Source organism: Thiomonas sp. (assembly GCF_054608695.1).
In genome coordinates, this window is sequence record NZ_JBTRXV010000010.1 from 1 (window position 1) to 13,063 (window position 13,063).

A 13,063-nucleotide genomic window follows, 5' to 3' on the forward strand; every position below is an offset into this window, starting at 1 on the left:
GGCACCGCCAGCATCGTCGGCCACCAGACGCTCCACCATGGCGACGTGGCGGAGCAGACGCGCGAGATTCTGCGCAACATCGAGGCCGTGCTGCGGCAAGCCGCCACCCAGGGTGGCGAAGGCTTGACGTTGCAAGACCTGCACTACAAGGTGTATGTGCGCCACGCCGCCGATCAACCCGCGATTCAAGCCGAGCTGCAACAGGTGGTGGGCGGCGAGGCGCGGGCGCTGTATCTGCAGGCGGACGTATGCCGTGTCGATCTACTGGTTGAAATCGAAGCCGTGGCCTTGCCCACGTCGCCGGAGTTTGCATGCTGAAGCGCCGCACCCTGGCTGCCCTTGCCTTGTCCGCTGCGGCGCCGCTGGCTGGCCTCGGGCCAGCCGCCGCCCAAGCGGCGCAAAAGCCGTTGTGGGAGGTCGGCCTCGGCTTTGGCGTCCTCAGCTTTCCCGACTATCCCGGCTCCGACCAGCAGCGCAGCTACATCTTGCCAACCCCGTACTTCGTCTATCGCGGCGAGATCTTCAAAGCCGGGCGCAACGGTTTTCAGGCACGCTTGTTCGACACCGAGCGCGTCGATTCCTACCTCAGCCTGAGCGCATCGCCGCCGGTCAACAGCACCGACGACTACGCCCGCAGCGGCATGCCTGACCTCAAGCCCACGATCCAGTTCGGCCCCGCGCTCGATGTGCATCTCTGGCAGTCGGCGGCGCAGCGCATGCGCCTGGACTTTCGTGTGCCGCTGCGCACCGTCATCAGCGTGGCGTGGCATCCGCGCCAGGTGGGCTGGCTGCTCGCACCGGTGCTCAATCTCGACATGGCCGACGTTGCCGGGCTGAACGGCTGGAACCTCGGCGCACAGACCGGCCCGCTGTTCGCCGACCGCAGCTACAACCAGACGTATTACGGCGTGGCCCCGGCCTACGCCACGTCCACCCGCCCGGCCTATGCGGCATCGGGCGGCTACGCCGGCAGCCAGTTCACCCTGGCCTTGAGCAAGCGCTTCCCTGGCTTCTGGGTGGGCGGGTTCGCCCGCTACGACAATCTGAGCGGCGCCGTTTTTGCCGACAGTCCATTGACGCGCCGCAGCCAGAATCTCTCGGCGGGCATTGGAATCGCGTGGATCCTGGGACAATCATCCCAAATGGTCGACAGCCATGAATGACGATGTGATCTCCCGTGCTCCCGACGCTCCCGGCCGCCCACGTCAGGTGTGGGATGCGCTGCGGGTGTATTTCGGCCTGGGCCTGCTCGGCGTGTTGGGTCTGCTGTGGTCGCTGCTGGCCGTGCCGCTGTACTACCTGCTGCCGCGCCGAACCGGGCTGACGTTCGGCCGCTGGTTGATTCACACGGCGTTTCGTTGGTACTTGCGTACGCTCTCGGCCATCGGCGCCTGCCGCTTCGACTTGTCCGCGCTGGACGCCCTGCACGGCCAGCCGCCGATGATCGTCGCGCCCAACCATCCCTCGCTGATCGACGCCGTGCTGGTCATCTCCCGCCTGCCTGGCCTGGCCTGCATCATGAAGGCCGACATCCTCGACAACCCCTCGCTCGGCGCCGGCGCGCGCCTGGCGCGCTACATCCGCAACGACGCGCTGCGCAACATGATCCACCTCGCCGTGGCCGATCTGCACGCCGGCCATCACCTGCTGCTCTTCCCCGAAGGCACGCGCAGCACGGCACGGCCCATCGGCCCGGTGCGCGGCAGCGTCGGGCTCATCGCCAAGCAGGCGCAAGTGCCGGTGCAAACCGTGTTCATCGAGACCGATTCGCCTTTCCTCACCAAGGGCTGGCCCTTGTTGCAGCGCCCGCTGCTGCCCATCACCTACCGCGTGCGGCTGGGCAAGCGTTTCGATCCGCCGCAGGACGTGCAGGCGTTCGCCGTCGCGATCGAGGCCTATTTTCAGGACGCACTGGCCGATGCCATGCTGCCGCGCCTGCTGCCGCAAGGCGGCGCCACCGCCCCCCATTGCGCTGCCCCGACCGATGACCACGACTGCACCGACGTCTGATGCCCTTGTGGCACCGGGCGCTACGCAGCCGAGCGCCACCCACCTCGTCCTCATCCCCAGCTACAACCCCGGCCCCGCGGTCTACGCCACAGTCCAAGCCGCGCGCGCGCAGTGGGCGCCGGTGTGGGTGGTGGTGGACGGCAGCAGCGACGGCACCGCCGCAGGCCTGCAGGCCCTGGCCGCCGCCGACCCGCAATTGCGCGTGCTGCTGCTGCCGGAGAACCGCGGCAAAGGTGCCGCCGTGCTGCACGGCCTCGACGCCGCCGCTGCAGCCGGCTACACCCACGCCCTCACCATGGACTCCGACGGCCAGCATCCCGCCGAGCGCATTCCTGCCTTCATGTCGACCTCGCTGCAGCAGCCGCTGGCGATGGTGCTCGGCGTGCCGGTGTTCGACGCCAGCGCGCCCAATCTGCGCGTGCAGGGGCGCAAGGTGTCCAACGCCTGGGCGAATCTGGAAACCCTGTGGGCCGGCATCGGCGACTCGCTCTATGGCTTTCGCGTCTATCCGATCGCGCCGCTGCGCGCGGTGATGCGCCGACAGCCTTGGATGCGCCGTTTCGACTTCGACCCCGAAGCCGTGGTGCGCCTGAGCTGGCGCGGCGTGCCGGCCGTCAATCTGCCCGCGCCGGTGCGTTATCTGAGCGCCGCGGAGGGCGGCGTCTCGCACTTCAATTACCTGCGCGACAACATCCTGCTCACCTGGATGCACACCCGTCTGTTTCTCGGCTTCGTGCTGCGTCTGCCGTTGTTGCTTGCAAGACGCTTGCGCGCGCGTTGAACGGCTCCTCACGGTGTTCTCCATGCCAAGCCCCGCACGGCGCTGGATTGGGTGCCCATCATTCGCCAGGGCATTTCCTCGGCCGCCGTGGATGCCCTGACCAAAACCCTGCACGTCACGCAATCCGAACTGGCGTCGGCCTTGGGCATTCCCGAGCGCACGCTGGCCCGGCGCCAGGGAACAACTCCAAGCCATCGGCAGCGCTTGGGCACAACGCCGGTCGAGTGCAGTGCTGGCCGTGCCAAGTGCCGTCATCCCCGCAGAAGTCAACGATCTGCTCAACCCGCTGTACCCGTCTTTCGCGAAGATCGAAATCGGCGAACCACAAGAGTTCGTGACCGATCTGCGGTTGATCCGCCGATGAAGTTTCGGCCTTGATTCTCATTGCCGAGAGCGTGCAGACAGGGCGGGCCTGCAAGACTTGGCCGGAAGGGGGCGCTCAGGCTTCCCGACTTGCGAGCGGCCTGCCAGCCCCGGCCGCAAGCGCATGCCCTGCGCGTGGCAGCCAGTGCCACAGCAGCGGGGCGGTGATGACGGTGCTGAAAATCGCCATCAGCACCAGCATGGTGAACATCGGGCGTGAGATGGCGCCGAGGTCGTAGCCGACGTTGATGATGATGAGTTCCATCAAGGCGCGGGTGTTCATCAGCGCGCCCATCACGCCGGCTTGCGGGTGGTTCATGCCGCACGCGCGTGCGGCGAGATACGCGCCGCCGAACTTGCCCGCCGTAGCCAGCAGCACCAGCAGCGCGCACCAGCCCCACAGCGCGGCGCTGGAGAGGCCGCCGATGTCGGTGCGCAGGCCGGTGTAGGTGAAGAAGATTGGCAGGAAGAACACCAGCACGAAGGGATTGATCTGCGCTTTCCAGGCGCGCACGAAGCGGGCCTCGTCGTGCAGGATCACGCCCATGATGAAGCCGCCGAATATGGCGAAGATGCCGAGCTGATAGGTTGCCATGGCGGAGATGAACACCATCGCCAGCATGATGCCCAGCAGGTTTGGCGGCAGGTCGTGTCCGCTGTTCTGGACATGGCGGATCAGGCGGCGCATCAGCGGCCGCAGCCCGACCATCCACAGCAGCATGAAGCCCAGCACCATTGCCACCTTCAGCGCGAACGCGAGCGGCTCGAAATGGCTCAAGGTGAGGGTGGTGACCAGGGCCAGCAGCAGCCAGCCGATCACGTCGTTGATCGCCGCCGCGCTGATGGCGATCACGCCCAGCGGCGTGCGCGTGAGTTCGAAGTCCATCAGGATGCGGCCGAGAATCGGCAGCGCGGTGATGGAAAAAGCCGTGGCGACGAACAGCGCCGAGGCCAGATGCGGGGCCTGCGGCGACAGCGCCGGCGCGCTGATCCAGCCGAAGCCCAGGCCGAGGGCGAACGGTGCCGCCAGGCTGGCCACCGCCACCCACAGCACGGCGCGGCGGTTGTGCTTGTCGCCGAGGTGGTTGAAATCGAACTCCAGCCCGATCTGGAACATCAGCAGGATCAGCCCGAGCTGCGACAGGATCTGCAGTGGCGTGCCGGAGGCGGAATGGAACACGTAGCCAAACACCGACGGCGCCAGCAAGCCCAGCAGGGACGGCCCGAGCAGGATGCCGACGATGATTTCGCCGACCGCCGCGGTCTGCTTCAGGCGCACCGCCACTTCACCGCCGATGCGCCCGGCCAGCACGATGATGGCAAGCTGCAGCAGGACGAAAAACAGCAACGCTTCAGTGGCGTGGACGGACAGGTCGTGCGTGGCAGACATGGGGGCTATGGGTGCGACCGCATCAGATCATGCCGCCGTTGATGGAAATGATCTGCCCGCTGATGTAGCCGGCCTGGGCGGAGGCGAGAAAGCCCACCAGATCGGCCACTTCCTGCGGCGTGCCGGCGCGCTTCATCGGCACCAGTTGGGCGATGGACGCGGCGTCGAACGCCACCTCGCTCATCGCGGTGGCGATGATGCCGGGCGCCACCGCATTCACCGTGATGCCGCGGCTGGCCACTTCCAGCGCCAGCGATTTGGTCGCCGCGTGCAGCGCGCCCTTGGCTGCCGCGTAATTCACCTGACCGCGATTGCCGGCGATGGCCGCGACCGAGGTGATGTTGATGACGCGCCCCCAGCGGGTGCGGATCATCGGCAGCATCAGCGGCTGGGTGACGTGGAAAAAACCGTTGAGCGAAACGTCGATGACGTGCTGCCACTGCGCCAGGCTCATGCCGGGAAACACCGCGTCGTCGTGCACGCCGGCGTTGTTCACCAGCACCTGCACCGGACCGTCGGCGAGCAGCGCCTCGACCGCCGCGGCGGTGGCATCGGCATCGGTCAGATCGAAGGCCACGGCTTGCGCCGCGTGGCCTTGTGCGCGCAACTCGGCGGCCAGTGCTTCGGCGCGCGCCAGGCCGGCGTTGGCGTGGACGACGACGGCGTAACCGTCCGCCGCCAGACGCCGGCAGATGGCCACGCCGATCTCGCCGCTGCCGCCGGTGACCAGGGCGCGGCGTGCGGGTGTGGCGCTGGGTGCGGTGTTCATGGCGGTGCGGATGCGAATGAAGTGGCAAGACTGGCGGCGTCCAGCACCACCGAGGCGCGGCCATCGAGCAGCAAGCGGTCGGCGGCCAGCACGCGAAACTGGTAGAGCAGCATCTGCGCGTCGCCGGACAGACGCTCGACGCAGACCTCCAGCGTAGCGGCGATGTCATCGATCCGAGCCACATGCAGTTGCACCGCGCGCAGGCTCACCAGCAAACCGCCGGGCCGCCCCAAGGTTTGCTGGCCCTCATGAGGGGCGTTGCCGGGGCCAGGCATGCGGTCATGCTCAGCGACGAGCGCGCCATGCACCGCCATCGCCTGCGCCGCGTACTCGATGCCGCAAGCCGCGCCGAGGCGGTCGAACTGGCGCAGCGGGTTGTTGGCGTCGCGGTGGCTGGTGGCGCTGCACACGATGTGTTGTGCGTCCCAGCGCAGCACCGCATCCAGCAGGCACATGCTGCCTTGATGCGGGATGTGTGCCGCGATCCAGGCATGATCGAGCGGGACGTGCCCCAGGCGCGCAGGTTTCAGCATGGCGTGAGTTGCAGCGCGAGTTGCTGGCCGGGCAGATCGTCGAGCACGATGCGGGCGGCTTCGCGCCGGGCCAGTGCGCGCAGCAGCGGCAGCGCGCGTGCGGCGGGAATCGCCAGGCGCAGCGCTTCGAGCGCGGCATCGTTCAAGGTGTCCGCCGGCAGTTCGGTGAAGGGTGCGGTGGGGTCGAGGCTCAGCCGCGCCAGCGAGCGTGCGCCGGCTTGCGGCGCCAGCACCAGGGCGACGCCGAAGCTGTCGGGAATCGGCCGCACGTGGTGCAGCGGCTCGGGGTAGTCGGTGTCGTAGGCCAGCAGCAGCATCGGCTGGCGCAGCAGCGCGACTTGCACCAAGGCTTCGAGCAGGCCGGCGGCGAAGCTGGCGTCGAAGGCGCACAGCACGGCGGACGGCGCCATCGCCCCGGTGGCGATGCCCCAGTAGCCCGAGGCGGCGTTGTGCACCGAGTTGTGAAAGCGCGTGGGCGAGAGCAGCCGGTCGCTGCCGGCCAGCGCGGCGCAGATCTCGTGACAGTTGCGGCCATCACCGCTTGACGAGGTGAACACGGTGGCCAGATCGGCCGGGTTCAAGCCGGCGTGGGCGACTGCTTCCAGCCCGCTGGCGAGGGTGAGTTTGATGACGGCCGTGGCGCGGCGGCGTTCGGCGGCGGGCAGGATTTGCGGCACCGGCAGCACGGTTTTTTGCGCGTCATACGGCACATCGCCACGCAGCACGGCCTGCGCCTGCGCCCAGTCGCTCAGCCCCGGGCCGAGCAGACCGACGCCGTCGATGTGGGCGTCGAGTGCCTGGGCGACAGGCGGCGCGGCGCGTGGCGCGGTGGACATCAAGCTGCTCATCGCGCATCTCCCATGGCATCTCCCCGCGCCAGCACCAGGCTGCAATTGGTGCCGCCGAAGCCGAAAGAATTGCTCAGCACGCGGCGCGGCGCGGCGGCGTTCGCTGCAGGCCGGCTTGCATGCAGCGTGCTTGCCGGGAGCAGGTAATCGAGCGGCGCGACAGCGGCGATCGCCGGGTCGAGCGCCGTGGTGCCAACGCCGGCCGGCATGAAGCCATGGCGCAGCGAAAGCAGGCAGAACACCGCCTCGACCCCGCCGGCCGCGCCCAGGGTGTGGCCTGTGGCGCCCTTGGTGGAGCTGCAGGGCGCGCCGGCGCCGAACAAGGCGCCGACCGCGCGGCCCTCGGCGGCATCGTTGCTCGGCGTGGCGGTGCCGTGCAGGTTGATGTAGTCGATGTCGGCCGCTTGCAGCCCGGCCTGGTCCAGCGCCTGCTGCATGGCGATGCGGGCGCCGAGGCCGTCTGGATGCGGCGAGGACATGTGGTAGGCATCGCTCGATTCGCCCACGCCCAGCAGCAGCACGTCGTCAGCCGCCGGCGCCGCCGGTGCGCGTTCCAGCAGCACGAAGGCGCCGGCCTCGCCGAGGGACAAGCCGTTGCGCGCCGCGTCGAACGGGCGGCAGGCCGTGCTCGACAGCAGTTCCAGCGAGTTGAAGCCATACAGCGTGGTCAGGCACAGGCTGTCCACGCCGCCCACCAGGGCGCAGTCGATCAGCCCGGCGGCGAACATGCGCTGCGCGCTGGCGAACACCTTGGCGCTGGACGAGCAGGCCGAAGACACCACGCTGCTCGGGCCGCGCAGGCCAAAGCGCGCGCGTACGTAGGCGCCGAGCGAAAAGGTGTTGTGGGTTTGCTCATAGTGGAACGTGGGCGGCAGCGCGCCACTTGCATCGAGCAGGCGATACGCCTGCTCGGTTTGCAGAATGCCCGAGGTGCTGGTGCCGAGGAACACGCCGACGCGCTGCGCGCCATGGCGCGCGATGGCCGCCTGCACCGCGTCGGTGAAGCCGTCCTGCTGCAAGGCGAGTTCGGCCAGGCGGTTGTTGCGGCAATCGAAATCGAGCAGCGGTTCGGGCAGGCTCACCTCGTCCACCCCGGCGACTTCGCCGATCCAGGTCGGCAGATCGACGATGTCGAAGGCGCAAGGCGCCAGGCCGCTGCGCGTGGATTGCAGTGCTCGCAACTGGGCGTCGAGGCCAGCGCCGAGACAGGTCGTGGTGGTGCTGTGGCTGAGCCACAACAGTGGCAGTGGGAGTGCGGTGGGACTCGGCATGAGGGCTCAGTTGCAGTGTTTGTCGTATCGATAAAACTTGTTACCACTGTTTGAGCTTGGGCTCTCGCGTTGCTTCATGTGTGGACGTTAGGATCTGTAAGACAAGGTGTGTAACACGACCCAAAAGTAACAAAATAGTCAGGGGGTATCTCAAATGGGCAAACGCGGACTGAACAGGCGGACCCTTCTTTTGGGCGTGGGGGCATCGAGCATTCTCGCCGCTTGTGGCGGGGGAGGTGGCGGCGGTGGTTCTTCGGTTCCCATTTACGGGGGTGGCGGCTCCAGTGGCAGCGGCTCCACGGCGCTCGTCCCACTGTCAATCGATGCCACGTAGACCCTTCTCCCATGCAGCACCCCGGTGTATGCCTACATCGTTGGTGAAGTGCAGACGAGCGCCGGCAATACGCAATATCGCCTTGACGCCAATGGCGTGCCGCATCTCATGAGCACGGCCGACAACACGATTGCTGCCGGCACATTCTCGGGCTCTGCGGGGTTTTTCGGGAACGATGCCGCCACGCTCGCGGCCAACTACCCGCTGAATTGGGCCGATTACAGCATTCCCGTTTCGCCCACCACCAAGACCGTGATCGACCTGACCACCCTGAACAAGAGCACCCTGCCAGGCTTGGGTACGGGCACGGCGGCATTCAGTGGGCGCATCTACATTTCGGTGGGCGTGCCGAGGCTGCCGTTCACGGTTTTGAGCGGCACGCAATACACGGCGCCCGTCCCCTTGGGTTATCCGGGACAACTCACGCTGTTCGACTGGATCGAGTTCTCCTACGACAGCAACGGCAATTTCAACGGCAACAACACCACGCAGGTCGATCAGTTCGGCTTTCCGCTGCTGCTCGACGGTACGCCGGGCGGCACGCTGCAAGGGCGGTTCAAGAGTTCGCGCCCGGCCATCCTGAGTGCCGTGGCCGCGCTGGGGTCGGATTTCAACCAATCCATTGCAGTGACTGCGCCTTCCGCCTATCCCCGCAGGCATCACCGCCCTGCGCGCACTGTCGCCCAAAACGATGACCAGCCAGAACGGCTACAGCGGCAACCTCAACAGCTATTTCGACGCCACCACGCAAGGCTGGTACAGCGCTTGGCAGACCACGCCATTGGTGACGAACGACCTGTCCACAGGGGTCTATACCGGCCTTGTGCAAAGTGGTGTGCTGAATTTCTACAGCGGATCGACGCCAAGTGGAACCGTAGCATTCAGCGTTGGTACCAGCGCCAACCCAGGCATTCCTTCCTACGACGTCTGGCAATGCGCCAATTCCCTAGCCACCGGCATCCCAGCAGCGAAGAACGTGCAGAAGATGATCGCAGCCGCGTTCAACCGCGGGGCGATGTCGAATTCACTCGACGATGCCACCTGTCAGAATGCCTCTGGAACGTTTTACAACAGCGGCCAAGTGCCCAATCCATGGGCGCAGCTTTTCCACCAGGTCAGCAGCAACAGCCTGGCCTACGCCTTCCCCTACGACGACGTGTGCAACCAGAATCCATCGATCGGCCTGACGGCAACCCAGTCGGTGACGGTGACGCTGGGCAAGTTCTTCAGTTGAGCCGGAGTTGGCGAACAAGTGGTGGTTGCGGTCAGGTAAGCAAGTGGCGTCCCCGAGTTCTGCCGCGACGGTGGGCGACTTGTCTGCCACCAGGCACTTGCCAGCCCTGCTCAGCGTGATTGCCGGAAGCGTCGACACCATCGGTTTTCTCGGTCTCGGCGGCCTGTTCACCGCGCACGTCACGGGCAACCTCGTCATCCTGGCCGCGCATGTCGTGAGCGGTGACCGGGCGACCGTGGCGCCCATGTTGTCGGTTCCGGTGTTCATGATGGTGCCCGGCTTGACGAGGCTGCTGGTCGGCCGTCTTGCATTCATGGGGCTGGCTTCGCTGCGCCCCTTGCTCGTCCTGCAGTTTCTGCTGCTTGCGGGTTTTCTTGCTCTTTGCCTTGCAGCCGGCCCCGGCGTCGATCCGAATGCAGCGATCGCCGTCATTGCCGGGATGCTCGGAGTCTCGGCGATGGCGGTGCAAAACGCACTGGTGCAAGTCGCGCTGAAGGGGGCTCCACCGACGGCGGTCATGACGACCAACCTCACCCGCTTCATGCTGGACATGGGCGAAGTGCTGTTAGGGCGCAAGCCGGACGATCGCGCGGCAGCGCGCGCTCGGGCGATGCGCACCTGGTCGGCGATTCTCGGGTTCGCATTGGGCTGCGGCCTCGGGGCTGCGTGCAAGGCGGCTTTCGGCCTTCTGGCACTGGCGCTGCCCACGGGCCTTGCCCTGCTGGCCTGTGCACAGGGGGGCACGACCTCACGACCGCCCGAACGCCTGCAAGCGTGAGGCATGCCGGTTTGGAAGCTCGGCATGGCAGATCCGTAGCCTGGCATTTCCCAGGTTCTGATTGAATTCATCGAAAGAACGATTCACAGGAGAAAACATGTCAGACGTACGTCAGGAATCGGACAGCTTGGGGGTGGTCGAGGTGCCGGCGGACCGGCTCTGGGGGGCGCAGACCCAGCGCTCGCTGCAGTACTTCAGCATCGGCACGGATCTGATTCCGCGGGAAATGATCGCGGCCTACGCCACGCTCAAGAAAGGTGCCGCAAGCGCAAACCACGCGAGTGGGCGACTCGATGCGCCGGCCTACAAGCTGATCGTGCAGGTCTGCGACGAGATTCTTGCCGGGCAGCATCACGACATGTTTCCGCTGCATGTCTGGATGACGGGCAGCGGCACGCAGTTCAACATGAACGTGAACGAGGTGATCTCGAACCGCTGCTGCCAGCTCGCCGGAACACCGCTGGGCAGCAAAGCGCCGGTGCATCCCAACGACCACGTCAACATGGCGCAGTCGTCCAACGACTCGTTTCCGTCCGCCATGTACATCGCCACCGCCGTCAACGCGACACAGCGGCTGATTCCCGCGGTGCAGGCGCTGCACGACGCCATTGCCGCGAAGGCGGAGGACTGGAAGGACATCGTCAAGATCGGGCGCACCCACATGCAGGACGCCACGCCCCTGACTCTGGGCCAGGAATGGTCGGGCTACGCGGGCATGCTCGCCGACAACATCGGCCGGCTCGAGGCGGCGCTGGGGGGCGTCTTTCAACTCGCGCTGGGCGGCACGGCCGTGGGTACGGGCATCAATTCGGCCCCGGGGTTTGCGGAAAGTGCGGCGGCGGAAATCGCACGGCTGACCGGGCTGCCGTTTGTCAGCGCGCCCAACAAGTTCACCGTGCAGGGCGCGCACGACGCGCTCGTGCAGTTCTCGGGCACGATGCGCACGCTGGCCGCCTCGCTCTACAAGATCGGCAACGACATTCGGCTGATGTCGTGTGGCCCGCGCGCCGGCTTTGCCGAGCTGATGATCCCTGAAAACGAACCCGGTTCGTCGATCATGCCGGGCAAGGTCAACCCGACCCAGGCCGAGGCCCTGACGATGCTCGCGGTGCAGGTGATGGCCAACGACGTCGCGGTCGGCTTCGGCGGCGCCAGCGGCTATCTGGAGATGAATGTCTACAAGCCGCTGATCATCTTCAACATCATGCACTCGATCACGATCCTGAGCGATGGCTGCACGAACTTCCGCAAGTTCCTCGTCGAGGGAACGCAGCCCAACCGGAAAAAGATCGCCGAGTACGTGGAGCGCTCACTGATGTTGGTGACGGCGCTCGCGCCGGTGATCGGTTACGACAAGGCGTCCAAGATCGCCCATTACGCGGAGGACCACGACCTGACGCTGAAGGCGGCCGCACTCCAACTGGGCTATGTGACCGAGGCCGAATTCGACCGCATCGTCGACCCGGCCAAGATGGTCAGGCCCTACGTCGCAGCCGCAGAGTCATGACGCTTTGGCCTCTCGGGCTTTTCGGGCCGCATCCTCGGACTGGACGACCTGGGTGCCAACGGCATGGGCATCCCGATCGGGGCAAGCTGCAGCTCTACACGGCAGCCGCGGGGGTGCCGCCGCAAGGGCTGCTGCCCATGTACCTGGATGCCGGCACGAACAATGCGACCTATCTTGCCGACCGCCTCTACGTCGGCCTGCGGCAAAAGCGCCCGCCGACCGACGAACTCTACGCATTCGTGGATGAATTCGTCGACGCCGTTCAAGAGGTTTTTCCGAACTGCTGCCTCCATTTCGAGGACTGGACGGGTGTCGACGCCATTGCCCTGCTGGTCCGCTACCGCAACAAAGTCTCCTGCTACAACGACGACATTCAGGGCACCGCCGGTGTCACGCTTGCGGGGCTGATCAACGCGCTCAAGATCACCGGCGGCCAACTCAAGGGGCAGCGCATCCTCTTTCTGGGCGCCGGGTCCGCCGCCATCGGCCTTGCCGACCTGATCGTCTCCGCGCTGGGGCAACAGGGCGTCGCGCCTGAGGTGGCCCGGCGGCAAATCCGTCTTTTCGATACCCAGGGCCTGGTGGTTGCGGGTCGCCCCAACCTTCCCGCGCACATGTTGCCCTACGCGCTCCCATTGGCCGCCAGCAAACCGTTCGATCACCTGGATTTGGCGACCGAATACCCGGAGATCGTCGCCGCGATCGACGACTTCAAGCCGACGGCCCTCATCGGCGTCAGCACCGTCGGCAAGTTGTTTTCCAAGGACGTGGTGCAGGCGATGTCGCGCCACAATGCGCGCCCCATCATCTTCGCCCTGTCCAACCCGACGCAAAAGCATGAATGTCTACCCGAGGACGCCTACGTCTGGTCCGAGAGGTGGTTTACGCCAGCGGTGTGCAATTCCCGCCGGTGCATAGGGCGGGACAAACCTTCCTTCCCTCCCAGGCGAACAACCTGTATATCTTCCCCGCGGTCGGGATGGCCATCTACGCCACGCATGCGAAGCGCGTGACCGACGAGATGTTCATCGAGGCGGTCCATGCCGTCGCGGATCAGGTGTCCGCCGAGCAGTTGAAACTCGGGATGCTGTTCCCGCCGCAGTCGAACATCCTGGAGGTCGAGATCCAGACGGCGGCGCGCGTGGCAAAGCTGGTTTTTGACGCAGGCCTGGCGCGCGTGGATCGCCCCGCCGACCTGGTGGCCTTCATCCGGGGGCATGTCTACGCGTCACAGTACGGGTAGAC

13 protein-coding genes and 2 pseudogenes are annotated in these 13,063 nt (G+C 66.3%); 10 read left to right on the forward strand and 5 right to left on the reverse strand.

Translation table 11 applies throughout. The features are described from left to right. The 5 genes from ACYCUK_RS06220 to ACYCUK_RS06240 all read left to right on the forward strand — a co-directional run. Window positions 1-318 (forward strand): RidA family protein (locus tag ACYCUK_RS06220; RefSeq protein WP_461593951.1); only part of this gene is annotated, 318 nt, incomplete at its 5' end. Then, on the forward strand, window positions 312-1,163 hold the full coding sequence (locus ACYCUK_RS06225; protein WP_461593952.1) for a MipA/OmpV family protein: 852 nt from the start codon (window positions 312-314) through the stop codon (window positions 1,161-1,163). The genes ACYCUK_RS06220 and ACYCUK_RS06225, both read left to right, overlap by 7 nt. Beyond that, a complete protein-coding gene (locus ACYCUK_RS06230; protein WP_461593953.1) occupies window positions 1,156-2,010 on the forward strand; it encodes a lysophospholipid acyltransferase family protein in 855 nt (284 codons plus the stop codon). The genes ACYCUK_RS06225 and ACYCUK_RS06230 overlap by 8 nt, the downstream gene beginning before the upstream one ends. Beyond that, on the forward strand, window positions 1,985-2,791 hold the full coding sequence (locus ACYCUK_RS06235; RefSeq protein WP_461593954.1) for a glycosyltransferase family 2 protein: 807 nt from the start codon (window positions 1,985-1,987) through the stop codon (window positions 2,789-2,791). The genes ACYCUK_RS06230 and ACYCUK_RS06235 overlap by 26 nt, the downstream gene beginning before the upstream one ends. 193 nt (window positions 2,792-2,984) lie before the next feature. Then, the gene (locus ACYCUK_RS06240) at window positions 2,985-3,155 is read left to right on the forward strand and encodes a hypothetical protein (protein ID WP_461594012.1); all 171 of its coding nucleotides are present in this window, start codon (window positions 2,985-2,987) and stop codon (window positions 3,153-3,155) included. Window positions 3,156-3,230: 75 nt separating this feature from the next. On the opposite strand, the gene ACYCUK_RS06245 is transcribed toward ACYCUK_RS06240, so the two are convergent. From ACYCUK_RS06245 to ACYCUK_RS06265, 5 genes are read right to left on the reverse strand one after another with little or no spacing between them, the layout of a single operon-like run. Further along, window positions 3,231-4,544: a cation:proton antiporter gene (locus ACYCUK_RS06245; RefSeq protein WP_461593955.1), complete on the reverse strand. Its 1,314-nt coding sequence runs from the start codon at window positions 4,542-4,544 to the stop codon at window positions 3,231-3,233. A 22-nt stretch (window positions 4,545-4,566) separates the two neighbouring features. After that, window positions 4,567-5,313, reverse strand: a complete 747-nt coding sequence (fabG, locus tag ACYCUK_RS06250; protein ID WP_461593956.1) for a 3-oxoacyl-ACP reductase FabG — start codon at window positions 5,311-5,313, stop codon at window positions 4,567-4,569. Then, window positions 5,310-5,846 carry a 3-hydroxylacyl-ACP dehydratase gene (locus tag ACYCUK_RS06255; protein ID WP_461593957.1) on the reverse strand — a complete coding sequence of 179 codons (537 nt, stop codon included), beginning with the start codon at window positions 5,844-5,846 and terminating at the stop codon, window positions 5,310-5,312. Before ACYCUK_RS06255 ends, fabG begins: the two co-directional genes overlap by 4 nt. Beyond that, window positions 5,840-6,694 carry a beta-ketoacyl synthase chain length factor gene (locus ACYCUK_RS06260; RefSeq protein ID WP_461593958.1) on the reverse strand — a complete coding sequence of 285 codons (855 nt, stop codon included), beginning with the start codon at window positions 6,692-6,694 and terminating at the stop codon, window positions 5,840-5,842. Before ACYCUK_RS06260 ends, ACYCUK_RS06255 begins: the two co-directional genes overlap by 7 nt. Next, the gene (locus ACYCUK_RS06265) at window positions 6,691-7,965 is read right to left on the reverse strand and encodes a beta-ketoacyl-[acyl-carrier-protein] synthase family protein (protein WP_461593959.1); all 1,275 of its coding nucleotides are present in this window, start codon (window positions 7,963-7,965) and stop codon (window positions 6,691-6,693) included. Before ACYCUK_RS06265 ends, ACYCUK_RS06260 begins: the two co-directional genes overlap by 4 nt. A 382-nt stretch (window positions 7,966-8,347) precedes the next feature. Between ACYCUK_RS06265 and ACYCUK_RS06270 the strand changes: the two are divergent. The 5 genes and pseudogenes from ACYCUK_RS06270 to maeA all read left to right on the forward strand — a co-directional run. Then, window positions 8,348-8,839, forward strand: a pseudogene (locus ACYCUK_RS06270) (beta-1,3-glucanase family protein); the annotation flags it as partial. A gap of 151 nt (window positions 8,840-8,990) precedes the next feature. Continuing rightward, window positions 8,991-9,533: a beta-1,3-glucanase family protein gene (locus ACYCUK_RS06275; RefSeq protein WP_461593960.1), complete on the forward strand. Its 543-nt coding sequence runs from the start codon at window positions 8,991-8,993 to the stop codon at window positions 9,531-9,533. Between the two features lie 79 nt (window positions 9,534-9,612). Continuing rightward, a complete protein-coding gene (locus tag ACYCUK_RS06280) occupies window positions 9,613-10,311 on the forward strand; it encodes a YoaK family protein (RefSeq protein ID WP_461593961.1) in 699 nt (232 codons plus the stop codon). Window positions 10,312-10,408: 97 nt separating this feature from the next. Next, on the forward strand, window positions 10,409-11,818 hold the full coding sequence (gene fumC, locus ACYCUK_RS06285; protein WP_461594013.1) for a class II fumarate hydratase: 1,410 nt from the start codon (window positions 10,409-10,411) through the stop codon (window positions 11,816-11,818). After that, a pseudogene (maeA, locus tag ACYCUK_RS06290) lies at window positions 11,815-13,061 on the forward strand (oxaloacetate-decarboxylating malate dehydrogenase). Before fumC ends, maeA begins: the two are co-directional and overlap by 4 nt. Window positions 13,062-13,063 lie beyond the last annotated feature (2 nt).

What these genes read in the sequence shown, in the direction of transcription:
- fumC (WP_461594013.1), top strand. Translation starts at nt 10,409, where the DNA reads ATGTCAGACGTACGTCAGGAATCGGACAGCTTGGGGGTGGTCGAGGTG.
- fabG (WP_461593956.1), bottom strand. Translation starts at nt 5,313, where the DNA reads ATGAACACCGCACCCAGCGCCACACCCGCACGCCGCGCCCTGGTCACC.
- ACYCUK_RS06275 (WP_461593960.1), top strand. Translation starts at nt 8,991, where the DNA reads ATGACCAGCCAGAACGGCTACAGCGGCAACCTCAACAGCTATTTCGAC.
- ACYCUK_RS06255 (WP_461593957.1), bottom strand. Translation starts at nt 5,846, where the DNA reads ATGCTGAAACCTGCGCGCCTGGGGCACGTCCCGCTCGATCATGCCTGG.
- ACYCUK_RS06230 (WP_461593953.1), top strand. Translation starts at nt 1,156, where the DNA reads ATGAATGACGATGTGATCTCCCGTGCTCCCGACGCTCCCGGCCGCCCA.
- ACYCUK_RS06245 (WP_461593955.1), bottom strand. Translation starts at nt 4,544, where the DNA reads ATGTCTGCCACGCACGACCTGTCCGTCCACGCCACTGAAGCGTTGCTG.
- ACYCUK_RS06225 (WP_461593952.1), top strand. Translation starts at nt 312, where the DNA reads ATGCTGAAGCGCCGCACCCTGGCTGCCCTTGCCTTGTCCGCTGCGGCG.
- ACYCUK_RS06235 (WP_461593954.1), top strand. Translation starts at nt 1,985, where the DNA reads ATGACCACGACTGCACCGACGTCTGATGCCCTTGTGGCACCGGGCGCT.
- ACYCUK_RS06265 (WP_461593959.1), bottom strand. Translation starts at nt 7,965, where the DNA reads ATGCCGAGTCCCACCGCACTCCCACTGCCACTGTTGTGGCTCAGCCAC.
- ACYCUK_RS06260 (WP_461593958.1), bottom strand. Translation starts at nt 6,694, where the DNA reads ATGAGCAGCTTGATGTCCACCGCGCCACGCGCCGCGCCGCCTGTCGCC.